This is a genomic window from Chryseobacterium nepalense, assembly GCF_023195755.1.
Lineage (GTDB): Bacteria > Bacteroidota > Bacteroidia > Flavobacteriales > Weeksellaceae > Chryseobacterium > Chryseobacterium nepalense.
The window spans coordinates 494,746-518,233 of sequence record NZ_CP096203.1; the positions used below are offsets into that span (position 1 = coordinate 494,746).

17 protein-coding genes are annotated in these 23,488 nt (G+C 36.9%); 12 read left to right on the forward strand and 5 right to left on the reverse strand.

The genetic code is table 11. From position 1 onward, the window contains the following. Nucleotides 1–77: 77 nt before the first annotated feature. From M0D58_RS01970 to M0D58_RS02000, 7 genes are all read left to right on the forward strand, one after another. Entirely contained in the window at nucleotides 78–2,987 is a 2,910-nt protein-coding gene (locus M0D58_RS01970; protein ID WP_248393209.1) for a SusC/RagA family TonB-linked outer membrane protein, read from the forward strand. Nucleotides 2,988–2,997: 10 nt separating this feature from the next. Further along, nucleotides 2,998–4,545 (forward strand): RagB/SusD family nutrient uptake outer membrane protein, encoded by a 1,548-nt coding sequence (locus M0D58_RS01975; protein WP_248393212.1) that lies wholly within the window; start codon nucleotides 2,998–3,000, stop codon nucleotides 4,543–4,545. Between the two features lie 15 nt (nucleotides 4,546–4,560). Then, a complete protein-coding gene (locus tag M0D58_RS01980) occupies nucleotides 4,561–5,415 on the forward strand; it encodes a hypothetical protein (RefSeq protein ID WP_248393215.1) in 855 nt (284 codons plus the stop codon). Nucleotides 5,416–5,434: 19 nt separating this feature from the next. Next, complete coding sequence (locus tag M0D58_RS01985) at nucleotides 5,435–6,904, forward strand: glycoside hydrolase family 30 protein (protein ID WP_248393217.1); 1,470 nt, start codon at nucleotides 5,435–5,437, stop codon at nucleotides 6,902–6,904. A 141-nt stretch (nucleotides 6,905–7,045) separates the two neighbouring features. Next, nucleotides 7,046–9,268, forward strand: coding sequence for a beta-glucosidase BglX (gene bglX, locus M0D58_RS01990; RefSeq protein ID WP_248393219.1), 2,223 nt, complete (start codon nucleotides 7,046–7,048; stop codon nucleotides 9,266–9,268). A 79-nt stretch (nucleotides 9,269–9,347) separates the two neighbouring features. Continuing rightward, nucleotides 9,348–10,154, forward strand: coding sequence for a glycoside hydrolase family 16 protein (locus tag M0D58_RS01995; RefSeq protein ID WP_169230433.1), 807 nt, complete (start codon nucleotides 9,348–9,350; stop codon nucleotides 10,152–10,154). A gap of 58 nt (nucleotides 10,155–10,212) precedes the next feature. Beyond that, nucleotides 10,213–11,652, forward strand: a complete 1,440-nt coding sequence (locus M0D58_RS02000; protein ID WP_248393221.1) for a glycoside hydrolase family 30 protein — start codon at nucleotides 10,213–10,215, stop codon at nucleotides 11,650–11,652. 77 nt (nucleotides 11,653–11,729) lie between these two features. Here M0D58_RS02000 and M0D58_RS02005 read toward each other — a convergent pair whose 3' ends face one another. The 3 genes from M0D58_RS02005 to M0D58_RS02015 all read right to left on the reverse strand — a co-directional run bounded on the left by M0D58_RS02005 (nucleotide 11,730) and on the right by M0D58_RS02015 (nucleotide 14,106). Continuing rightward, nucleotides 11,730–12,812 carry a hypothetical protein gene (locus tag M0D58_RS02005; protein WP_248393223.1) on the reverse strand — a complete coding sequence of 361 codons (1,083 nt, stop codon included), beginning with the start codon at nucleotides 12,810–12,812 and terminating at the stop codon, nucleotides 11,730–11,732. 64 nt (nucleotides 12,813–12,876) lie between these two features. Further along, the gene (locus tag M0D58_RS02010; RefSeq protein WP_248393225.1) at nucleotides 12,877–13,689 is read right to left on the reverse strand and encodes an enoyl-ACP reductase FabI; all 813 of its coding nucleotides are present in this window, start codon (nucleotides 13,687–13,689) and stop codon (nucleotides 12,877–12,879) included. 117 nt (nucleotides 13,690–13,806) lie between these two features. Further along, the gene (locus M0D58_RS02015; protein WP_248393229.1) at nucleotides 13,807–14,106 is read right to left on the reverse strand and encodes a hypothetical protein; all 300 of its coding nucleotides are present in this window, start codon (nucleotides 14,104–14,106) and stop codon (nucleotides 13,807–13,809) included. A 171-nt stretch (nucleotides 14,107–14,277) separates the two neighbouring features. Here M0D58_RS02015 and M0D58_RS02020 point away from each other — a divergent pair, with 171 nt between their 5' ends. Continuing rightward, a complete protein-coding gene (locus M0D58_RS02020) occupies nucleotides 14,278–15,432 on the forward strand; it encodes a hypothetical protein (RefSeq protein WP_248393231.1) in 1,155 nt (384 codons plus the stop codon). Nucleotides 15,433–15,645: 213 nt separating this feature from the next. Beyond that, the gene (locus tag M0D58_RS02025) at nucleotides 15,646–16,470 is read left to right on the forward strand and encodes a hypothetical protein (RefSeq protein WP_248393233.1); all 825 of its coding nucleotides are present in this window, start codon (nucleotides 15,646–15,648) and stop codon (nucleotides 16,468–16,470) included. Between the two features lie 38 nt (nucleotides 16,471–16,508). Here M0D58_RS02025 and M0D58_RS02030 read toward each other — a convergent pair whose 3' ends face one another. After that, nucleotides 16,509–17,363, reverse strand: coding sequence for a nucleoside phosphorylase (locus M0D58_RS02030; protein ID WP_248393235.1), 855 nt, complete (start codon nucleotides 17,361–17,363; stop codon nucleotides 16,509–16,511). 224 nt (nucleotides 17,364–17,587) lie between these two features. On the opposite strand from M0D58_RS02030, the gene M0D58_RS02035 reads away from it, so the two are divergent. The 3 genes from M0D58_RS02035 (at nucleotide 17,588) to M0D58_RS02045 (ending at nucleotide 22,968) form a co-directional block, all read left to right on the forward strand. Next, complete coding sequence (locus M0D58_RS02035) at nucleotides 17,588–19,414, forward strand: cytochrome-c peroxidase (protein ID WP_248393239.1); 1,827 nt, start codon at nucleotides 17,588–17,590, stop codon at nucleotides 19,412–19,414. Nucleotides 19,415–19,863: 449 nt separating this feature from the next. Next, nucleotides 19,864–22,008, forward strand: coding sequence for an alkaline phosphatase PhoX (locus tag M0D58_RS02040; protein ID WP_248393242.1), 2,145 nt, complete (start codon nucleotides 19,864–19,866; stop codon nucleotides 22,006–22,008). A 60-nt stretch (nucleotides 22,009–22,068) separates the two neighbouring features. Further along, entirely contained in the window at nucleotides 22,069–22,968 is a 900-nt protein-coding gene (locus M0D58_RS02045; RefSeq protein ID WP_248393244.1) for a leucine-rich repeat domain-containing protein, read from the forward strand. 140 nt (nucleotides 22,969–23,108) lie between these two features. Here M0D58_RS02045 and M0D58_RS02050 read toward each other — a convergent pair whose 3' ends face one another. Then, nucleotides 23,109–23,432, reverse strand: a complete 324-nt coding sequence (locus M0D58_RS02050) for a translation initiation factor (RefSeq protein ID WP_248393254.1) — start codon at nucleotides 23,430–23,432, stop codon at nucleotides 23,109–23,111. Nucleotides 23,433–23,488: the final 56 nt, after the last annotated feature.

The following is a 23,488-nucleotide window of genomic DNA, read 5'->3' on the forward strand; positions in this document are numbered from 1 at the left end:
TATTAATAAAATGTTAAATAAAAGAAAAAAAATATATTTTTATTGTCTCAATTTGAGAATTAAAAAACTAACTGTATATGAATGTAAGAATATCTAGAAGTTTGGGAATGGTTGCAGTGCTTTATTTTACTGCCAATTTCAATGCCCAGAACACAAAGAATGACACCCTCGAGAAAGAGCAGAAAATCGAAGAGGTTGTAATGATCGGTTATGGAACTCAGAAGAAGAGTAATGTTACCGGTGCTATTTCAAGTATCAAGGCAAGTGATATCGAAAATGCTCCTGCTGCGGGCCGACCGGAGCAGGTTTTGCAAGGTAGGGCAGCGGGTGTCTCTGTAATTTCAAATTCAGGACAGCCTGGAAGTGCCCCTACTATACGTGTCCGTGGAATTACAAGTTTTGGAGCGGGAAGTAACGATCCTTTGTGGGTTGTTGATGGTATCGTAGTAGATAATATCGGCTGGCTAAACCAATCTGACATTGAAGGAATGGAAATTCTAAAAGATGGTGCTTCGGCGGCAATCTATGGTGTTTCTGCAGCAAAAGGGGTCGTATTAATCACTACAAAGAAAGGTGCCAAAGGAAGAATGAATATTTCCTATAATGGTTTTTTTGGAGTAGGAAACGCTGCTAGAAAGCTGGATTTATTAAATGCAAGTCAATACGCTACCATTATGAATGAGGCGAATGCCAATGATGGGCGCGCACCGATGTTTTCTAATCCTGGATCTTTAGGTGTAGGAAGTGACTGGCAAAAACAAATTTTCAATTCTGCACAGCGTCAATCACATGAGTTCAGTCTTAACGGAGGTAATGATAAATCTACTTTTTATACCTCATTTGGATACTATGATCAAGAGGGTATTGTATTAAGAGATATTTCAAATTACAAAAGAATAAACGCAAGATTTAATTCAACACATAAAGTATTTAACTTCTTAACAATAGGTCAGACTTTTGCATACACCCATGTAAAAGCGCAAGGAATTAGTGATAATAATGAATTTGGAGGTCCTTTAAGTTCAGCAATCAACCTTGATCCTACAACACCTGTAGTTGTTACGAATGTTGCAAGCCAGCCATTTCCTAGTGATTATACAAATAATGCCAATATTATAAGAGATCCAAATGGTAATCCATATGGGATTTCACATTATGTGAGTAAAGAGATGACAAATCCTTTAGCATTTCAGGAAACTCAGAGAGGCAGATACAGATGGTCTGATGATATTGTTGCCAATATATTCGGCGACCTGAAAATCAATAAGAATTTCAATTTTAAATCAAGTGTAAATGGTAAGTTAGCTTACTGGGGAAATCAGGCATTTACTCCTAAATCTTACTTAAGCTCTGCTAATTCAAATTCTACAAACAGTTTATTCCGGGAGATTCAGAAAAAGTTTGAATGGAATACCGAAAATACCCTTACATACCAAAACAGATTTGGCTTACATAACTTAAATGTGTTATTGGGGCAAGGATATTATGAATATAACATTTCTTACGGACAAAATACAACATATAAAAATCTTCCAACAAATGACTGGCAGGAAGCATCTTTCAATTTTGATATTGCGCCAACCGATAAAACATCAAATGCCTGGGACGGAAAGCAGACACACAAGGCTTCTTATTTTGCTAGGGTAGTTTATGACTATGATAACAGATATCTTTTCACAGGAACTGTTCGTAGAGACGGATCATCAAAATTCGGAAGAAATAATCACTGGGGAACATTCCCTGCAATGTCCTTGGGATGGAATGTATCTAATGAAAGTTTCTGGCCGCAAAATAATGTATTAAACAGCCTGAAACTAAGAGGTGGATATGGTGTATTAGGAAATGATGCTATTTCTGATTTCCAATTTGCAAACTTCCTGGTTGCGGGAAGTAATTATACTTTTGGTGATAATATTATCCATATTGGTTATGCTCCAAGCACTCTGGAAAATCCGGATTTGAAATGGGAAAGAACTTCTCAATTTAATATTGCTGCAGATCTTAAACTGTTTAGAAACTTCGACCTAAGTGTTGATGTTTACCGAAAAAAAAGCACAGATATCTTAAGGCAGGTTGAAGTTCCTGGTTATCTGGGATTAATAAATAATCCTTGGAGAAATATTGGGGATATGAACAACGATGGTATTGAAGTTACTTTGGGATATAAGAAAAACTGGGGCGATTTCGGAATTTCTGCAAATGGTAATTTCTCTTATCTAAAGAATGAGATTACAAGGCTTGAAGGAGGAAAAGAGTATGTTAATTTTGCTTCATTCCAAACTCTAGGAACTGTTTCAAGATTAGAGGTAGGTCAGTCTTACGGTTCTTTCTATGGATATCAGAATTTAGGAATATTCCAGAATCAGGCAGAAATTGATGCTTATACAAACTCAAACGGAGGATTAATTCAGGCTAATGCAAAACCTGGAGATTTTAAGAGATTAGACGCCAACGGAGATGGTAAAATAGATGAGAATGATTATGTAAATCTCGGAAATTCTGTACCAAAATATACTTTTGGGTTTACTTTAAATATGAATTACAAAAACTTTGACCTTATGGTATTTGCACAGGGACAGGCAGGAAATAAAATTTTTCAGGGTTTAAGAAGGCTTGATATTCCTGAAGCTAATTATCAAACAGCAATTCTTGATCGTTGGACGGGTGAAGGTACATCCAATACAATTGCAAGACTTACAAAAGATGATCCTAACCAAAATTATACAAGAATGTCTGATTATTATCTTCAAAAAGGAGATTATCTTCGTTTAAAATTAGTTCAGATAGGATATACACTTTCTAAAGATGCCGCAAAAACTATTGGTGCTTCTAAAATACGATTTTATGTAACAGCAGAAAACTTAGTGACATTTACAAAATATACAGGTTACGATCCTGAAATTGCAGGAGGAGATACATTTGGTATTGACAGAGCTTATTATCCACAGGCCAGAACGTTTCTTTTTGGTGCTAATGTTCAATTTTAATTAAAGAAAAATGAAAAATAAAAGATTTATATATAAAAGTGTTTCTGTATTAATGCTTGCAGGAATTGGCTTAGGATCAATTTCTTGTAATAATAGTAATCTTGAAGATGTTCAGAATACTGGAACTTTTGATTCAAGCAACTATTTTCAGAACGAAGAACAATCATATTCCGGACTTATAGCTACTTACGATATGCTAAGAAAATATTCCGGCGGATTCGAGAATATGGTAACATTTTTTAATGGAGCTTCGGACGATTTCTACTCAGGAGGAGGAAACTCTTCAGATGGTGCAGGTATTCAGGGGTTTTCAAATTATTCTATAAATCCGGTTATAATGCCGGCAAGTTACTGGAAAGATTATTATCAGGGAATTGCAAAAGCAAATTTATTGTTAGATAGAATTCCTAATGCCAATATGAATGATCAGACAAGAAAAAGATTCATTGCTGAAGCAAAAGTTTTAAGATCATTATATTATTTTGAATTGCTAAGGATGTTCAAAAATATCCCATTGGTGCTAAAACCTATTTTGGTAACAGACGATTACTACAATATTCCTCAAGCTAAACCGGAAGATGTCTATAGCCAGATAGAAGGAGATATTATCTCTGCTATCAACGATCTTCCAATGACTATTCCGGCATCCAATAAAGCCGAGTTAGGAAGAATTACACAAGGCTCTGCTCGTGCTATTTTAGGAAAAATTTATCTTTATGATAAAAAATATACACAGGCTGCTGCAGAATTTGCACAGGTAAACGGAACTCCTGGAGGCACAAGCCAATATGGATATAAATTGGTGACAAATTTTGCAGATCTGTGGGCTGTTGATAATAAATTTACTTCAGAATCCATTTTGGAAGTAATGCATACAAATGGAAGTAATGCAGATTGGGGATTCTGGGGTTCAGGGAAAGATGAAGGGAACTCTGTAAATCAAATGGTAGGAATTATCTCTTACGGCAAAGTTGATACTTCCCCAGTTGTAAATACTGCTCCAAACATCCATAAGGGTTGGGGGTTCAATCCAGCAACTGACAATTTATTTGCATTTATGCAGGGAGATCCACGTTTGGATGCCACAATTTTTAATGCTAAAGCTTTAGTTCAGCAAAATAAAATTACCTATTCTCCAGGATTTAGGGATACTGGATATTTCCTAAATAAATATTTACCAAGAACACAGGATGAGACCACCCTGCCAGGAGTTGTAGAATTAAATTTCCGCCAAAACTATATTGCCATAAGACTTGCGGATACCTACTTAATGGAGGCTGAAGCACTAGGGGGTTCTGGAGCAAGGGCACAGGCTTTATTAGATGCGGTAAGAGCAAGAGTCGGGCTATCTTCAGTTCCTGTTTCGATGCAGGCGATTAAAGACGAAAGAAGAAGAGAACTTGCCGGAGAAGGACACAGATGGTTCGATTTAGTTAGATGGGGAGATGCTCCGGCAATTTTAGGATCAAGAGGATTCACGGCCGGTAAGAATGAAATTCTTCCGATTCCTTTCAATGAACTTACAAATACCGCTTTAAAACAAAACCCTGGTTATTAATTAAAAAATCAAAATATGATAACTAAATATATCAATAAAAGCCTGTTATTAACTTCCTCAGTTTTTTTCCTTGCAAGCTGTACCCCAGATATGGTAGATGGTGATGGAAATGGTATTACGCAAGAAGCTGTAGATGCCTCGTTTAAAGTTGCTAAAACCTCAGAAAATCATTATTTATTAAAAAGAAATTACAACAATTATCTAAACTCCAAATGGAATATAGATGATGACGGTTATAATAACGGGAAAAGTGAAGAAAATATTTTCCTTCCTGACGCAGGAACATATGTTATTCAACATCAGGCTATAGGAATAGGCGGAATTGTTGGAGGAACTGCAAGCGAAACTGTTGTAGTCCCTACATCAGACCCTATTTCTGGAAATATGATTCAGGGCGGCAGGTTTGATACACCGGAGGAAATCGCAAAATGGAACATCCATAAAATAAGTGCATCGGGAGCTCAATGGGTTTTTGCAAACGGTAAAGCTACCATTGTTGCGTCCGGAAGTAATCAACAGGCAATTTATCAGGCTGTGAATGTTGTTGCAGGGCAAAAATATTCTATTGACATGGTGGCTTCATCAGATACAGCTTTAGTCAATACCTGGTTTGAAGTATATGTTTTAAATAGTATTCCGGCGACAGGGCAGGATGTTGGGGGAACTGTATACCGAAATATTAATACTTGGGATGGTTGTGGAACAAGTCAGTTCAAAGGGAAAGTTTCGTCGGTAGGCTGTAACAATTCTAAAAACGGAGGTGTCTACACTGCTACAACAACAGGAACCGTGTATTTGGTAATTAAGTGCGGCGGAGGAACTGTTAATAGTTTAAGCATTGATAAAGTAGAATTCCGAAGAACACAATAAACTTTTCCAAAAATTTGATATGAACTCACAATATTCATATAGTTTCTTATTCAGAAGTGCTGCACTTTGCGGTGTAGCGCTTCTTTCTTTTTTAAACTGTAGCAGCACATCTTCGGATCTGGCAAATAATAATGATAACTCCGGGAACAACGGAGGGGGAGGTGCCACGGGAGATCCTGTACAGGTATGGCTTACCAAAGGAGACCAGTCTGTAAAATTACAACAACAGAGTACCGCCTACTTTTCAGGAAATCAAAACTCGGGAACAACCATTGAAGTTGATGCTTCACAGGTATTCCAGACGGTTGATGGTTTTGGGTACACCTTAACCGGGGGAAGTGTGCAGGTGATCAATCAGCTGAATGCTGCTAAAAAGCAGGAGCTTCTAAACGATTTATTCAGCAGCTCGGGAATCGGAATCAGCTATTTAAGAATCAGCATCGGCGCTTCAGACCTTAACAGTGAAGTTTTTTCCTATGATGATATGCCGACAGGACAGACAGATCCTACATTGGCACAGTTTAGCCTTACAAAAGACCAGGCAGTTATTCAGATGTTAAAAGACATTCTGGTAATTAATCCGAATATTAAAATATTGGCTACTCCATGGTCGCCACCGGTTTGGATGAAAGATAACGGAAACAGCATGGGAGGAAGTTTAAAACCTGAATTTTATGGGGTGTATGCACAATATTTCGTGAAATATATTCAGGCAATGCAGGCACAGGGAATTAGGATTGATGCCATAACGCCTCAGAATGAACCTCTACACCCGGGTAATAATCCCAGCATGTACATGAGTGCGGGAGATCAGGCAACTTTCATTAAAAACAATTTGGGCCCGGCATTCCAGGCTGCAAATATTACAACAAAGATCATTGCTTACGATCACAACTGTGATAATCCGGCTTATCCTTTATCCATATTGAATGATGCTGCAGCAAATCCTTATGTAGATGGATCTGCATTTCATTTATATGCCGGAGATATTTCAGCATTGGGAACCGTTCACAATTTATTTCCTAATAAAAATGTCTATTTTACAGAACAGTGGACAAGCTCCACAGGAAATTTCGGCGGAGATTTGGATTGGCACACAAAAAACATTATTATTGGATCTATGAGAAACTGGAGCAGGACAGCTTTGGAATGGAATGTAGCCAATGATGCATCATTCGGGCCTCATACACCGGGTGGTTGTACGCAGTGTAAAGGTGCGGTTACCATTACCGGATCTGCAGCGTATGATAAAAATGTTGCCTATTATATTATTGCTCACGCCTCGAAATTTGTTCCTGCAAATTCTCAGAGAATTGAATCTACACAAGGGGATAACCTCTCAACCGTAGCTTTCAAAACTCCGGCAGGAAAAACGGTTTTAATTGTTCAGAACCGCAATTCAACGGATAAAGCATTTAATATTAAATATAATCAGAAAACGGCCCCTGTTACCATTTCAGGAAGCTCAACGGCGACCTATATTTTTTAAGTTTAATATGATTATCTGAAATTATTTGTAAAGAATAAAAAATTTGTGTCTTTATTAAGTAGAAAAAGCATTTAGTTTAAAAATCTTTGCGGGTTGCGTTAAAACAAACAGCAAAAAACAGATAGTCAAAAATAATTATAAATGAAAAGAGTTTATTTCTTATTGGCAATTACAGCCTTTGGAATGAATGCATTCGGGCAAAAGACCATTGATCAGAAAGTTTCTGAACTGTTATCTAAAATGACGTTGGAAGAAAAAGTAGGCCAATTGGTTCAGTACAGTGGTTTTGAATACGCAACGGGGCCTCAGAATTCCAATTCTGCAAGTGTTTTAAACGAAATAAAACAAGGTAAAGTCGGTTCTATGCTCAATGTAGCCGGAGCCGGTGAAACCAGGAAGTTTCAGGCATTAGCTTTACAGTCAAGGTTAAAAATTCCTTTATTGTTCGGGCAGGATGTTATTCATGGGTACAGAACAACGTTTCCGGTAAATTTAGGTCAGGCAGCAAGCTGGGATTTAGCATTAATTGAAAAATCAGAAAGAATTGCAGCAACGGAAGCTTCCGCATACGGAATTCACTGGACTTTTGCACCCATGGTAGACATTGCCAGAGATCCGAGATGGGGAAGGGTGATGGAAGGTTCCGGAGAAGATACCTATTTGGGAACGCAGATCGGCTTGGCAAGAATCCATGGTTTTCAGGGAAAAGGTCTTGGAAATCTTGATGCCATCATGGCCTGTGCGAAACATTTTGCGGCTTACGGAGCAGCAGTAGGCGGAAGAGATTATAATTCGGTAGATATGAGCTTGAGACAGCTGAATGAAACGTATTTACCTCCTTTCAAGGCTGCAGCAGAAGCCGGGGTTGCCACATTTATGAACTCTTTTAATGATATTAACGGAATTCCTGCTACAGCCAACAAATATATTTTAAGAGATTTATTAAAAGGATCGTGGAATTTTAAAGGTTTTGTTGTATCAGATTGGGGAAGTATCGGAGAAATGGTTCCTCACGGTTACGCTAAAGACAATAAAGAAGCTGCGGAAAAAGCTATTCTTGCAGGAAGCGATATGGATATGGAAAGCCGTGCTTACATGGCGGAACTTCCAAAACTGGTTCAGGAAGGAAAAGTGGATCCAAAGTTTATTGATGATGCTGCGAGAAGGATTTTGGTTAAAAAATTCGAGATGGGATTATTTGATGATCCTTACCGTTTCAGCGACGAAAAAAGACAAAAGGAGCAGACGAATAATCAGGAAAACCGGAAATTCGGAAGAGAATTCGGTTCAAAAAGTATTGTCTTACTGAAAAATGAAAAAAATATTCTTCCGCTTTCAAGATCAACAAAAACCATTGCTTTAATCGGGCCTTTCGGAAAAGAAACTTCCGCCAATCACGGATTCTGGTCGGTGGCATTTAAAGATGATAATCAAAGAATTGTAACGCAGTTTGACGGAATTAAAAATCAATTGGATAAAAATTCAACCTTATTATACGCAAAAGGCGCCAATGCTGATGATCAGGACCGATCAATGTTTGCAGAGGCAGTGGAAACTGCGAAAAAAGCGGACGTTGTCATTATGACATTAGGTGAAGGCCATGCGATGAGTGGTGAAGCAAAAAGCCGAAGCAATATTCATTTTTCAGGAGTTCAGGAAGAACTTTTAAAAGAAGTTGCCAAAACCGGGAAACCGATTGTCTTAATGATCAATGCAGGAAGACCTTTGGTGTTTGATTGGGCAGCAGACAATATTCCGACAATCTTATACACCTTGTGGCTGGGTACGGAAGCCGGCAATTCTATTGCAGACGTACTTTTCGGAACAGTAAATCCAGGAGGAAAACTTCCAATGACTTTCCCAAGAACAGAAGGACAGATTCCCGTGTATTATAATCATTATAACACCGGAAGACCTGCAAAAAACAATACCGACAGAAATTATGTTTCGGCATATATTGATCTGGATAATGATCCAAAATTTCCATTTGGTTATGGTTTAAGCTATACACAGTTTAAATATGCTGATATGAATTTAAGTTCTACGAACCTTAAAGGAAATCAGACTTTAAAAATCAGTGTCAACATCAGCAATAATGGGAGTTATGATGGCGAAGAAGTGGTTCAGCTGTATATCAGAGATCTGTTTGGAAAAGTGGTACGACCTGTAAAAGAGCTAAAAGGATTCCAGAAAGTTTTTATTAAAAAAGGAGAGACCAAAACCGTCAGTTTTAATTTGACTCCGGAAGATCTTAAATTCTATGATGATGAATTAAATTTTGACTGGGAAGGCGGCGAATTTGATATTATGGTAGGAACAAATTCACGGGATGTTCAGACGAAAAGAATTAATTGGTTAAAATAATACTATAGTTTACTTACTAAGAGCGGGATAAAACCCGCTTTTGGCGGTATAAAACTGAATGTTTTAACAAAATCATGCTATGAAAATTACGTTTCAATATATATTTAATTTCATTATCGGGGGAACGCTCGCTTTTACTATGGTAAATTGCACGGCTAACAAATATCCCGGTAAAAAGCTGGTCTGGTCGGATGAGTTTAATTATAAAGGTCTGCCGGATTCCACCAAGTGGAATTATGATGTTGGCGGACATGGTTTCGGAAACGAGGAATCTCAGTTTTATACCAAAAACCGACTGGAAAATGCAAGGGTAGAAAAAGGAAATCTCATCATTGAAGCTAAAAAAGAAAATTGGGAAGAAAGCAAATATACTTCTGCAAGACTTCTTACAAAAGGAAAGTTCTCATTTGAATACGGAACCGTTGAAGTAAGAGCCAAACTTCCGAAAGGCCGCGGCACATGGCCAGCGATCTGGATGATGAGTGAAAAAATGAAAACCTGGCCGGACGATGGTGAGCTGGATATTATGGAGCATGTAGGTTATAATCAGGGATTTATCCATGCATCGGCACACACCAAAAATTACAATCATAAGATCAATACTCAGAAAACCGATACGATCTTTGTAAAAGATGTCAGCGAAAAATTTCATGTCTATAAAGCAAACTGGACCCCGGAAAAAATTGAAGTGTACGTAGATGATAAAAAGTTTTTCACCTACGAAAACAAAGAAAAAACTTACGGCGCATGGCCTTTTGACCAACCTTACTTCCTGATTCTGAATGTTGCGGTAGGAGGATTTTGGGGTGGATTAAAAGGTATTGATGATACCGTTTTCCCTCAAAAATTTGAAATCGATTACGTAAGGGTATATCAGGATAAATAGATTCTTCAGTGAAAAGATTTCTCAGAATTTAAACGAATAGATAAAGAAGAAGAAATAAATGAAAAAGCTAATTGTAAGTTGTTTTGTGATAGGAATTGCCTGTAATATAAATGCACAGAGCTACTGGAAGAAGAATGCGGGAAAATCGGCAAAAGTTATTTTTACCCATTCTGAAACCAACGAAAAAATGGTTGATAAGGGAATGGTGAAGTTTGAAAAAATGCCTCAGCCTAAAGAAACGGATGCCTGTATTTTCGTGGATCCTGATTTCAGATATCAGAAATTAATAGGAATCGGAGGAGCCATTACGGATGCATCCGCTGAGACGCTATACAAACTTCCAAAGAATAAGCAGAAAGAAATTCTGGAAGCATATTATGGAAAAAACGGACTTGGTTACACTGTAGTTCGTACCAATATGAATTCATGTGATTTCTCAAGCGATTCTTATACTTACGTGCAGGATAACGACAATGCGTTGAAAACTTTTACCGTGGCACATGACGAGAAATATAAAATTCCGATGATTAAGGAAGCTCAGAAAATGATCGGTAAGGATTTCACTTTTTATTTTTCGCCATGGAGCCCGCCGGCGTGGATGAAATCCAACAAAAGTATGCTGAAAGGAGGAAGGCTTGAAAATGCTTTTTACCAGAGCTGGGCAGATTATTATATTAAATTCATCAAAGAATACGAAAAGAGAGGCATCAATGTTTGGGGATTAACAGTGCAGAATGAGCCTATGGCAACACAGACCTGGGAATCCTGCATTTACACGGCTGAAGAGGAAGGCGAATTCCTTAAAAATAATCTGGGACCGACACTCTGGAAAAACGGCTATAAAGATAAAAAAGTGATGATCTGGGATCATAACCGTGACCTGATCTACCAAAGAGCAACTACCACGCTAAGCGATCCCGAAACTTCAAAATACGCTTCAGGAATCGGATATCACTGGTATGAAACCTGGAACAACAAAACGCAGCTTTTTGATAATCTTTCTGAAACACATAAGGCTTTTCCGGATAAATTTCTTGCCTTTACGGAAGGCTGTAAGGAACAGTTTGACCTATCTAAAATCGATGATGTGAAACTGGGCGAACTCTACGGAAGAAATATGCTGAACGACTTCAACAAAGGAACAGCTTTATGGACAGACTGGAATGTTCTCCTGGATGAAACAGGTGGCCCGAACCATGTCGGTAATTTCTGTTTTGCTCCTATCATTGCAGATACCAAAACCGGTGAAGTTCATTATACTTACGAGTATTATTATATCGGTCATGTTTCTAAATTCATAAAGCCAAATGCACAGCGCATCGGAACCTCATCGAATCGTGCGGCACTTACTTCCACAACATTTATGAATGAAAACGGACAGCTGGTAACGGTAATCATGAACGACTCCGATACTGATATTGACACCAATCTCTGGATTGAAGGAATGGCAGCAAAACTATCTGCTCCGGCACATTCTATACAAACCGTAATTTTATAAAACTCTTCATATTAACATTATTTTTAAAGAATCGGCGGCACCAAAGGTGCCGCCGATTCTGTTTTTCAGAATTAATATTATTCCTTCTTCAATTGCAGCCAATCCTGTACGGTGGCTTCACCTCCAACTCCTTTAATATAATATTTTTCTCTATCTTTTTTTAGGTAAAATATACCAGAAGATGTACAGTTGTCTTCCTTATCATTGTAAGATAATTCGAATATATTGTTATTTTCTCTTACAAGGTATTTTCCGTTACATCTTATAGGTTCATGATAAGTATTTGTTTCCAATATCGCTTCATTGCCTCTTATTTTAAATGAATAACTGATGGAAGCCATTCCTGTAGAGGTAGTTTCTGTTTCTACATGAATATTATAATTACCGTCAATACCTGAAAGATTGGAACTTTTATTATTGTTACTCAATGACAGATTTGCTTTATAGTATTTAAACGTTTTTGAATCATCATCGGTAACTTTTATTCCGATATAATCATCACCGAACCAGACTACATCTTTAATATTAAAATTATCTGAAGAAAAGCTCCGAAATTCAGTGAATGTCTTGTTGCTGTTAATTTTAAGGATACCTAAAAAACTTTCATTTGTACCGTAAACGTAATTATAATAGTATGCTACATATTTTGTGTCAGGAGAAATAACAGGATTTTCTACTTTGTCATCGCCCGGCGATACAATGCTGTAAACAGAAGGATTCGTTGCATTAATCAGGTAAAGTTTGCTAAAGCCTAAATTATCGCTTATACTGTTTGCAGAAAATGCGTACATATTTAAAGATGGATAAAATCCTAAATAATCATATTGGGTTTCTCCTTCTTTTAATGTATTGCCTCCTTTTTTTAACTGAACAATTTTATCGTTTATTTTTAATTCATAATTATCATTTCTGGCCTGGAGTGGTAAATCTGTAATAATATGGGCCGTATTTTTCAGATTATCATATTCATTTTTAGTAATCTCTGTAAAATCTAATAAGGGCAGCGTTTCAAACTTTTCTTCAAGCCCAACCTGAAAATGTTTTAAATTTTTAATACCGACAATTTCCTTTTGAACAATCGGTTCTGATATTACTTTCTGTTCTTTAGTACAGCATAAAAGAATTACCGATCCAATAAGTATTTGTGTTATATTTTTCATTGTTGATTGCAATAAAAAAACCAAAGTAAATTATACTTTGGTTTATATATTTAAAATAATTTAATTATTGCTCAGTATCATATTTATTGATTACTTTCTGCGTTACGCCGGAACTGCTGAATCCACCGTCGTGGAAAAGATTCTGCATGGTTACTTTTTTCGTAAGATCAGAGAATAAAGTAACACAGTAGTTGGCACAGTCAAGAGCCGTGGCATTTCCAAGAGGAGACATGTCTTCAGCATATCCAAGGAATCCTCCGAAGCCTTTCACGCCGCTTCCCGCCGTAGTAGGAGTAGGAGACTGTGAAACCGTGTTTACACGAACTTTTCTTTCACCCCAGTAGTTACCGAATGTTCTTGCAATACTTTCCAGGTAAGCCTTGTTATCAGACATATCGTTGTAATCCGGGAAGGTACGCTGAGCTGCAATATAAGAAAGGGCCAAAATACTTCCCCATTCATTCATACAGTCTTTTTCCCATGCCACGCGCATTACTTTATGGAAAGAAACGGCGGATACATCCCAGCCTTTTTCCAACCAGTCATAATTCATTTCCGTATAATGTTTTCCTTTTCTCACATTCACGGACATTCCGATAGAGTGAAGGATAAAATCGATTTTACCAAATTTTGCAACAGCGGCATCAAAAAGTTTCTCCAAATCTTCAATGGAAGTGGCATCAGCTCCTATTACTTCAGATCCTGTTTTTTCTGCTAACGCGTTCAGTTCGCCCATTCTCATAGCGATAGGAGCATTAGACAAAATAAACTCAGCACCTTCTTCATGACATCTTTCTGCAACCTTCCAAGCGATCGATTGTTCATTAAGGGCTCCAAATATAATTCCCTTTTTGCCTTTAAGTAAACCGTATGACATATTTTTAATGTTTATTAGTTTACAAATGTAGCAATATTTGTGTTTATTACATAATAAAAAAACGGAGCCTCTTGTAAAAAGACTCCGTTTTTCTTGAAAATATTTATATGACTGAAATTAATTTGTTTTTTTATTCCATTCTGCCTTCACATCTTCTGCTGCATCTTTGGTTTTTTCCCATGCTTCATTAGCTTTGTCTTTTACATTTTCCCAAGCGTCGGAAGCATTGTTTTTTGCTCTGTCCAGCCAGTCTTCATGTCTTGCCTCTTCATCATTGGCTCTTTTTTCGTTGATATAATCTTTTGCTCTGTCTGCAAACTCCTCAACTTTCCATTTTGTTTTGTCAGCTGCATTTTTTAAAGAGTTTTCAGTGTTATCTACTGCGTTTTCTGCTTTGTTGTATTCTGAATTGTTCATAATAAAATATTTTAGTGATATTACTAGTAAAACAATAACTATTCCTAAAATCGTGGTACACTGTTAAATTTTTCATAAAAACAATAAATTTATTCATAAATATTTTCATATAGTTGATTTGTAATTTATTGAGAATATTTATATTTGTGATTCAATACAAAAACACAAAAGATGAAAAAAAGCACTTATTTTAAAGTAATATCTGTTTGTATATTATTATTTAAATCTACTTACGGCTTCACTCAGGTTGGAATAGGTACAACCACACCTGCCAATTCTTCTATCCTGGATATCACTTCCGGAAACAAAGGAGTTCTTATACCAAGAATCACTCTCCTGTCAACCACAGATGTTACTACAATATCATCGCCGGCAGAAGGTTTACTGATATGGAACAACGGCCTTGGCGGTGTTTCTCCTTCCGGATTTTATTTCTGGAGCAATTCAAAATGGAACCAGATTGCTACGGTCTCTACAGTTTTACCAAGTTCGGGAAACTGGAGCACATCAGGAAATAATGCGGGAAATTATGGTGGCAATGCTACCAATCTTTCCATAGGAACATCAACTTATGATGACCTCATCTTTAAAGTAAACGCTTCTAATATTGGGAAATTAAGTGTAGATGGATCAATAAGCTTCGGAAATTCGGCAAGTTCAAAATATCAGTCAACAGCTATCGGATACAATGCTGTTGCAGATAATAACGAAGCTGCCGCAGTGGGTAAAAATGCATTTTCAGGAGGCTATAGATCTCTTGCCTTAGGTTTTGCAGCAAAAACTAACAGCAATAACGAAACAGCAGTGGGCAATAATACACTTACATCAGGACAAAACTCTACGGCATTGGGTTCCGGAGCTTCTGCAAGTGGGCAGAATTCTACGGCAATAGGTTATAACGCTTCAACATCTCAACCTAATGCAATTGTTTTAGGAGACATCAATGCAAATGTGGGTATCGGAACCGGTACACCCAATACTGCAGCGAAACTAGATGTTAGTGGACAGTATAAATTGGGAAATAAAGGAACGGTGCAAAAGAATCAAATCAGTTTTGAAGTATTTCCTTCGGTGTCTATTACCAACCTTCCCTCAGGAAAAACTACAACGATGGATATTCCTGTTCCGCCGGCTTTGGTCATGACTTCTACAAGAGCAACTATTGTCGTTACACCGGCAAATGATTTTGCAGGAAATTCTACCTTCTCGATATCAAATCCCAGGTTGACCTCGGTTTCAAACATTACCATTAACCTTACCAATATTGCAGGTAGCGCCGAAAGCTTAAATTCAGCACATTTTTATGTTACCATTAATGAATTTTAGATTATATATTGCTTTATTGTTTCGTATGTTGTCAAGATTAAAATCAAATGCCTTACAATAATTACTGTATTTCAGTTTCAAAAGTGAATTTGTAATATATTCTTGACCTAAATTGATTTCACAATAGTAATTTTTTAATAATTCTAACTTATTTTTGAGATATAATAAATTTTAGTATGTTTGAGCTTCGAAAGATTAAACTAATAATACTTTATGAAACTTAAATTACTTCTTTTATTAATTTGTATCACAAGTACAAAATTATTTTCTCAACCTTATGGAAAACAAGGTACTAAAGATTTACCTAAAGTGGAGTTTCTGTTAACGGACGGTTCCAAGGCCGATGGTTTTTTTGTGGGATTTACTTATCCCAACGGAACATATCCTGCATTTTTTGACAAAGATAATATCTACAATTTCATTTATAAGAAAACGAAAAGTTCCGAAGATGAGAAATTTGGTGCAGATGAAGTAAAATCCGTAAAAATATATGATGAATATGGCAACGTAACAAATGAAATAAACAGACTCGACATGAAATATGTTGATAAAGACGGTAAAGTCAGCGATAAAAAGAAGAGGTCATTTCAGCCGTTACTTTACGATGGGAAAATCCAGATCTATGGTTCAAATATAAAAATGTGCAGCACTGCGATCTGTAATTATGGTTATTCTCAGCTTTATATCAGGAATGCTAAAGATGATTTTGCCGTTATGCCTGTAGATTACGACAAGTTGGGCTTGTTTGCGGGTTCTTTATATGAAAAAATGGTGGAAGCCTTCAGGTATGCAGGCCGCGACTGCCCGGAATTCCAGAAATATATGAATACTTTTGAGGCAAAACTACAAGATAAAGATTTCAAAAAAGCATTGAATACGAAATTTAAAGATATCAGAAAACAGGCTTTTGATGAAGGCAAAAAAAATAAACTGGGTCATAATGCAACTCAGGATTTGCTCGGAGATTATATGCTTCAGGCTTACCTGGAATTCTATGGCGGCATTATAAAAGAATACGAAAAGAATTGTCCGTACTAAAAACATAAAGGATTGCGGAAACGCAATCCTTTTTTAATTTATTTGATAATTCTTTCCAAAACCCATTCAATGAGGTTCTTTTCGGAAGCGTGATGATCTGATGAAAACTCGCCGCGTCTTCTGTTGGCAATGACATTATTTACGGTAATGGCTTGATGCCCTAATAATTTTGAAAACGCATAAATTGCGGAAGTTTCCATTTCAAAATTCGTGATGCCCAGATCATTCAATGTTTCAAGGAATTGATCATCCAGAGCTTTTAAACGAAGCTGTCTGCCCTGAGGTGCATAAAAGCCGGGAAATGTCGCTGTATTTCCGTGGTATTTCGCGTCTTTATATAATTCACCCAGTTCTTCTGACCATTCTGAAAAATAAAGCATCGGTTTTATATTTTCATACGGGAATTTTTCATAAAAGTTTCTGGAAAATTCGTTTTCAAAATGGTAATCCTGGTAAAAATGCATTAAACCGTCTAATCCAACCACATTTTGTGTTACCAGCATATTATCCACCTGAACATCAGGATTTACACTTCCGCAGGTTCCCATTCTGAAAAGCTTCAGAGAAGTATGTTCGGTTTTGAATTCCTTTTGTTTAAGGTCAATGTTCACCAAAGCATCCAGCTCATTCATTACGATATCAATATTCTCCGTCCCGATTCCTGTTGACATTACAGTGATTCTTTCACCACGAAGTGTTCCGGTATGGGTATAAAATTCCCTTTTATTTTTGCGGATTTCCACCGTGTCGAAATATTTTGAAACTTTGGCAACACGATCGGGATCCCCAACGAGAATAATCTTTTCAGCAATATCTTCAGGTAAAAGATTCAGATGATAGACACTTCCGTCTTCGTTCAGAACAAGTTCTGAAGCAGCAAGTTTATTGAGCATAATATGTTTTTATTTGAATTAAAGTTGTATTAAATCTATCCCAAATATCCTTTTCATTATTAAAACATCGGTATAGAAACCTTTAGTTTAGTTCTGAATGTGATTTCGGGATTTAAAATTAGTAAAAATTCCATTATCTGAAATGTAAAGATTAGTTAATTCAAATTTAAAGTTGGGATAACCTGCGAAGCTTTTCCTATCGGTAGTTTTGCAGAAAAAAATTAATGAAGTTTTATTCTTTGATTGTTCTGTTTGTGTTGTTAGGTTTTGCTGTAATGTCTTTCAATCCTTCTCATAAAGGTTTTAAAAATGAAAATTCTGTGATCCATGAAGGTTTATCAGATTTTAAAACCAGACTCAGCCAATTGAAATCCGATGCTTATGGTTTTTCCGAAAACAAAATAACGCTTGAAGATTTGCGCAAAACTTTAAAGGAAACAAGAAATTCATTCAAAGAAATAGAGTTTTATGTAGCCTATCATTATCCTGAATTTACAAAAACACACCTTAACGCAGCTCCTTTATTTCATATTGAAGCGGCTGGAACAACTTCTTATACACTTCCTCCGGAAGGTCTTCAGGTTCTGGATGAACTGGTGTTTTCTGATGAAGCAGAAACCAAAAAAGAAGAAATAAAGACTATTGCCGATTTTCTTTTCAACAGTTATTCAAGTTTCTATTTAAGCTCACTGAAAAACGGTTTAAGTAAAGGAAGCAATAAAACATTGCCGTTGAGAATTGAACTCATCAGAATATATAGCCTCGGCGTGACAGGCTTTGATACGCCGGGCTCTTTAAATATTTCCGAAGAAACCCTGCATGCCTTTTCAGGAATGGAAAAGTATATTCAGGATGATCCTTATTTTAAAAATTACAACACGGAAAAAGCAGATCAGTTGTTTTCCGCAGGCATCACTTACCTTTCAGAAAATAAAGAATTTGAAACTTTCGACAGGATAGAGTTTTACAAAAAATATATTCAGCCTTTATACCGGGAACTGGGAAGCTGGGACGGAAGAACGGATGATCTGAAAGAATTTTCCGGATGGAATCCCGGAAGCAAAGATTTTTTCAGCAGCGATTTTCTTGATCCTTATTTTTATACTTTGCTGAAAAAGGATGAAGATAATGAAGCGTTAAGAAAGCTGGGCAAACAAATTTTCTATGATCAGAATGTAAGCGGCAACGGTAAAATGAGTTGTGCTACATGTCATCTTCCCGAAAATGCATTCACGGATCTTAAATCCAAGTCGCCAAGCAATGTAGACGGAAAAACAGTACTGAGGAATTCTCCTACACTTTACAACGCTGTTTTTGCCAAAAGATTTTTCTATGATTTAAGGGCTTTTTACCTCGAGCAGCAGGCCGAACATGTTATTTACAACAAGGACGAATTCAACACCAGTTATGATAATATTATTAAGAAAATAAACGCAGATCCGGAATATAAGAAAGCCTTCAAAAAAGCTTTTAAAAAAGGAAATATCAACCGGGAAAATTTTTCAAAAGCGTTGAGTTCTTACGTTGCTTCCCTCTATTCTTACGATAGTGATTTTGATAAATTTATGAGAAGTGAAAAAGAAATTTCTGACGATGCAAAAAATGGTTTCAACCTGTTTATGGGAAAAGCCAATTGCGCAACCTGCCATTTTGCACCGAACTTTTCAGGTCTTGTGCCGCCATTTTTTAATGAAAATGAATCTGAAGTATTGGGAATAACCGCAAAACCGATTGATCAAAAACCTCTTGAACTTGACGCAGATAAAGGAAGAGTAAACAGCCCGGTGAAAAAAGAGAATTCATGGATTTACGAAAATTCTTTCAAAACCGTAACCGTAAGAAATATTGCCCTAACCAAACCCTACTTTCACAACGGCGCTTTCAACAGCCTGGAAGAAGTTCTTGAGTTCTATAATGAAGGAGGTGGAGAAGGATTAGGATTAAAAATGAAAAACCAGACGCTTGCTCCGGATAAATTAAATCTCACTCAAACCGAAATCAAACAGGTTATTACTTTTCTTAATTCTTTAACGGATATCAGCAATAAATAAAAAAGCATCCTTTTGTCATTCTGGAAAATCTCAACGTCATGATAATTTAGGCTGATATATATAATCTTTATTCCTTTTTGCGGTTAAATTTTTCCTCCCGCTGATTGCACGGATTTCGCAGATTTTTATCTTGAGATATTACATGTTGCGATTTTTTAGCGGCAATCTTGTCATTATGAAACCTTTAGGTCCGGCGTAGTCAAGGAATCTAAAAAACAGCATAATAAAATCTGATATTTTAATATTTTTATTGGTTTTTGTATTTCAGCTTATAGTTTAAATACCCTTTTGTTTCTTTTGCGGTTAAAAATTCATGTAACATTTCCTTAACCTGATTAACATTAAATTTTCCATTAATTAATATTTCCAAAGAATTATTTAAACTCCTATTAATAGGCTCTTCACAGCAATAAAATAGATTTGTAGAGTCTAATAAATCGAAATTTAAAATGAAAAGAAAACTACTAACAGTTGCAGCTCTTGCAATGGTTTCGGGTACGCTGTTGAATGCCCAGACTTTTATCTTCAACAAAAATTCTTCATGGAAGTACAATGATACCAACACCGCGTTGGCAGACCAGTGGAAAAATGCAAACTATGATGTTACGGCATGGCAGCAGGGAAATGGTCCGTTAGGATACGGAGATCCTGTAACCACCCAAACCAATACAGGATTAATCACCGCCTATTTTGCGAAAGATTTCACGGTTAATTTAAATGATCTTTCCTCAACGATGGAACTGGGTGTGATGAGAGATGACGGAATTGTAGTTTACCTGAACGGGGAAGAAGTGGTAAGAGACAATATGCCTTCAGGAACAATTGATTTTAACACCTTATCTTCAACAACCATAGACGGAGCTGCAGAAAGCGTATATAACGTATTCTCTATTCCAAAATCTAAATTTGTAAACGGAAACAACAGGATTTCCATCGAATTACATAACAGAGGAGCTTCCAGTTCGGATTTAAGAATTGATGCTTATCTGAAAACAACAGCTACGGTAACTCCCGTACCTTGCAACGCAACTCATATCAGCTGCTTTACATCCATTGTTCCTACAGCACAAACGAATAAATTAATCATTCCTACAGAACATAAATATCAATTGATCCTTAAAGAAGGAGACAGCTATACAGAAGGAGGAGGATTAGTAGGAGGGCAGAATGACTTCACAGGATACGTGGCTAAAAATTCAAGCAGCACGAACGGTTACCTTTCCGTAAACCACGAAACCAATCCTGGAGGTGTTACAATGGCGGAAATCAATTATAACGCAACAACCAAATTGTGGCAGCTTACAAGATCAAGAGCCGTAAGTTTCTCTGCACCAAGCCTGGTTCAGACCATCAGAAACTGTTCAGGAGGTGTTACTCCTTGGGGTACCATCGTTACAGCGGAAGAACAGACGACTTCCAATGACGTTAATGCAGACGGAATGAAGGATTATGGCTGGCTGGTAGAAATTGATCCGGTTACTGCACAGGTAATTACTCAGAATACGGACGGTTCTAAAGGAAAACTTTGGCAGATGGGAATCATGAACCACGAAAATGTGGTGGTGAACAATGCCGGAACGGTGGCTTATTATGGTGAAGATGGCGGAACGCATATGGTGTACAAATATGTAATGGATACGCCGAATAACCTTTCCTCAGGAAATCTTTATGTATTGAAATTAGATCAGGGATTAAGCAGCGGGGATCCTGTAGCGACAACTGCAACCTGGGTTCAGGTGCCTAATAAAACAAAAGCAGATCAGAACAATACGTCATCTTTGGCGCAATCGCTTGGTGGAACTTCTTTCAATGGAATAGAAGACGTGGAAATCAGTCCGCTTGATGGCAAAGTATATTTTACAGCAAAGGGATTGAATAAAGTATACCGGTTAAAAGACGACGGAGCAACCGCTTCTCAGGTGGAAACTTTCGTGGGAGGTCTTACGACTAACTATTCTTTCGACACGGCACAGGGAACAAAAACTGAAGCCTGGGGAGACGGGAACGACAACCTTACTTTTGATGAGCTTGGGAACCTGTGGGTTCTTCAGGATGGTGGGAAAAATTATATCTGGGTAGTGGCTCCGGATCATACGCAGGCAAATCCTAAAGTGAAATTATTTGCATCCATGCCGGCAGGATCAGAACCGACCGGACTTACTTTCACGCCAGATCACAAATTCGGATTCTTCTCTATCCAGCATCCGGATTCTACTATTTCTACAGATGTTGACGCTACCGGAAATACGATTGACTACAGAGGGAAATCTGCAACAATAGTAGTAGCCCTGAAAAACAATCTGGGTACGGCAGGTTCTCTTGGAACCATCGAAACACAGCCGGAAAACACAATAACCGTTGCTCCGAACCCTACTTCAGGAATCGTAAAAATCAATTCTCCGAAAGGACTGAAAAACATTATGGTAACAGCTTACAGTATTGATGGTAAAATTGTTTTCACCCAGAAATATTCAGGATTAAACAAAGTTTTAGACCTTGATTTTACCAATCAGCTTAATACTTCAAGAGTTTTAATTCTGAACATTGAAGCGGAAGGAGGATTCCAGCAGACCGTAAAATTGCTGAAAAAATAAATTATTAATATTTTACACAACTGCCGGTAATCCATGGGTTGCCGGTAGTTTTTTTAGTTTATGAAAAAGTTATTTTTTTCTGTTCCGTTAATCATTTTTTTACAGGCAAAAGCACAGATTGATCCTGTAAAATACCCAACATATACCAATATAGATGATGCGTTGAAAAGTGGAAAAACAGTTTACAGCATGAGTTTTCGGGGGAAAACAATGTTTAATCTTCCTGTTGAAATTCAGAAGTTCGATTCTGTTTTCTTTCTGAATCTGATGGAAAATAAATTTGAGAAAATGGACGAATCTATCTTTAAACTGAAAGAGCTTACGATTTTGAACCTCAATGAAAACAGCATCAAATATATTCCCGATGAAATTGCAGAACTTCAGAAACTTGAAAGTTTTTCCATTAATTTAAATAATCTGACCAGTATCAATCCAAATTTAGGTAAGCTTAAAAAGTTAAAAACCATTCATCTTGATGCCAATAATCTGAACGTTTTTCCGGAAGCATTACTGGAAATTCCGGGACTGGAAGAAATTAACCTGCAGGGAAACCAAATCAGCTTCATTGCTAAAGATTTAGATAAAATTAAAAACCTGAGATCATTAAATTTATCTTCCAATCAGATTAATGATCTGGGAAAACTGGAATTTCCGCAACAGTTGAAATATCTTGAATTACAACAAAATTCTATTGCTCAGTTGCCCGAGGGTTTATTTAAATCTAAACAACTGGAATTTTTAAATCTAAGCCAGAACAACATCAGGGAAATCTCCCCTAAAGTCAAAGGGCTAAAAAATATGGTAAGTATGAATCTGGCCAATAATCAACTTACTGATCTGCCTCCGGAATTTTCTGAGTTGAAAAATCTTAAAACCTTAATATTAACGGGCAATCCGATAAAAAAATCAATCCTTGAAAAACTAAAGAAAATGATTCCGCAAACGCAGATTTACTTTTAAAAGGAAAATTAAAATATTTTTAGCGCAATATGCACAAAAGTCTTAGCTGAGTGAAGCGCCATTGCGAACAAAAAATGTTTTCAAGTTTAATTAAAAAACTTTTTGCGGTCATAGCGTTTGAAGTATTTAAAAATTGTAAACTATCCGCCGACTCTTTTGGTCTTATATCCCATTTCTTTAAGGATATCCATTATTTTATCACGGTTATCCCCCTGAATGATGATCGTTCCATCCTTTTCAGAGCCACCGATTCCCAAGGTGGTTTTTATTTTTTTTGAAATTTTCTTCAGTTCTTCTTCGGTACCTTCCCAGCCCTCAATGACGGTCACAGGCTTGCCATTTCTGCCTTTCTTCTCAAATTTACATACCAGAGGTTCTTTCTGCTTAAATTTCTCTTCAGGCATTTCAAAATCCTGCTCATCATGATCAGGAAAAAGGTTTTTCAGTTGATCTCTTAAATCCATAAGGCAAAATTAATAAAATATTTAAGGCAGAAAAATATCAGCCCATTCAAACCTGC

Excerpts from the sequence above, each read along its gene's own strand:
- M0D58_RS02040 (WP_248393242.1), top strand. The coding sequence starts at position 19,864 with ATGAAAAGAAAACTACTAACAGTTGCAGCTCTTGCAATGGTTTCGGGT.
- M0D58_RS02015 (WP_248393229.1), bottom strand. The coding sequence starts at position 14,106 with ATGAACAATTCAGAATACAACAAAGCAGAAAACGCAGTAGATAACACT.
- M0D58_RS02000 (WP_248393221.1), top strand. The coding sequence starts at position 10,213 with ATGAAAAAGCTAATTGTAAGTTGTTTTGTGATAGGAATTGCCTGTAAT.
- M0D58_RS01970 (WP_248393209.1), top strand. The coding sequence starts at position 78 with ATGAATGTAAGAATATCTAGAAGTTTGGGAATGGTTGCAGTGCTTTAT.
- M0D58_RS02010 (WP_248393225.1), bottom strand. The coding sequence starts at position 13,689 with ATGTCATACGGTTTACTTAAAGGCAAAAAGGGAATTATATTTGGAGCC.
- M0D58_RS01980 (WP_248393215.1), top strand. The coding sequence starts at position 4,561 with ATGATAACTAAATATATCAATAAAAGCCTGTTATTAACTTCCTCAGTT.
- M0D58_RS02020 (WP_248393231.1), top strand. The coding sequence starts at position 14,278 with ATGAAAAAAAGCACTTATTTTAAAGTAATATCTGTTTGTATATTATTA.
- M0D58_RS02035 (WP_248393239.1), top strand. The coding sequence starts at position 17,588 with ATGAAGTTTTATTCTTTGATTGTTCTGTTTGTGTTGTTAGGTTTTGCT.
- M0D58_RS02025 (WP_248393233.1), top strand. The coding sequence starts at position 15,646 with ATGAAACTTAAATTACTTCTTTTATTAATTTGTATCACAAGTACAAAA.
- M0D58_RS02045 (WP_248393244.1), top strand. The coding sequence starts at position 22,069 with ATGAAAAAGTTATTTTTTTCTGTTCCGTTAATCATTTTTTTACAGGCA.
- M0D58_RS01975 (WP_248393212.1), top strand. The coding sequence starts at position 2,998 with ATGAAAAATAAAAGATTTATATATAAAAGTGTTTCTGTATTAATGCTT.
- M0D58_RS01985 (WP_248393217.1), top strand. The coding sequence starts at position 5,435 with ATGAACTCACAATATTCATATAGTTTCTTATTCAGAAGTGCTGCACTT.
- M0D58_RS02005 (WP_248393223.1), bottom strand. The coding sequence starts at position 12,812 with ATGAAAAATATAACACAAATACTTATTGGATCGGTAATTCTTTTATGC.
- M0D58_RS02050 (WP_248393254.1), bottom strand. The coding sequence starts at position 23,432 with ATGGATTTAAGAGATCAACTGAAAAACCTTTTTCCTGATCATGATGAG.
- M0D58_RS02030 (WP_248393235.1), bottom strand. The coding sequence starts at position 17,363 with ATGCTCAATAAACTTGCTGCTTCAGAACTTGTTCTGAACGAAGACGGA.
- M0D58_RS01995 (WP_169230433.1), top strand. The coding sequence starts at position 9,348 with ATGAAAATTACGTTTCAATATATATTTAATTTCATTATCGGGGGAACG.
- bglX (WP_248393219.1), top strand. The coding sequence starts at position 7,046 with ATGAAAAGAGTTTATTTCTTATTGGCAATTACAGCCTTTGGAATGAAT.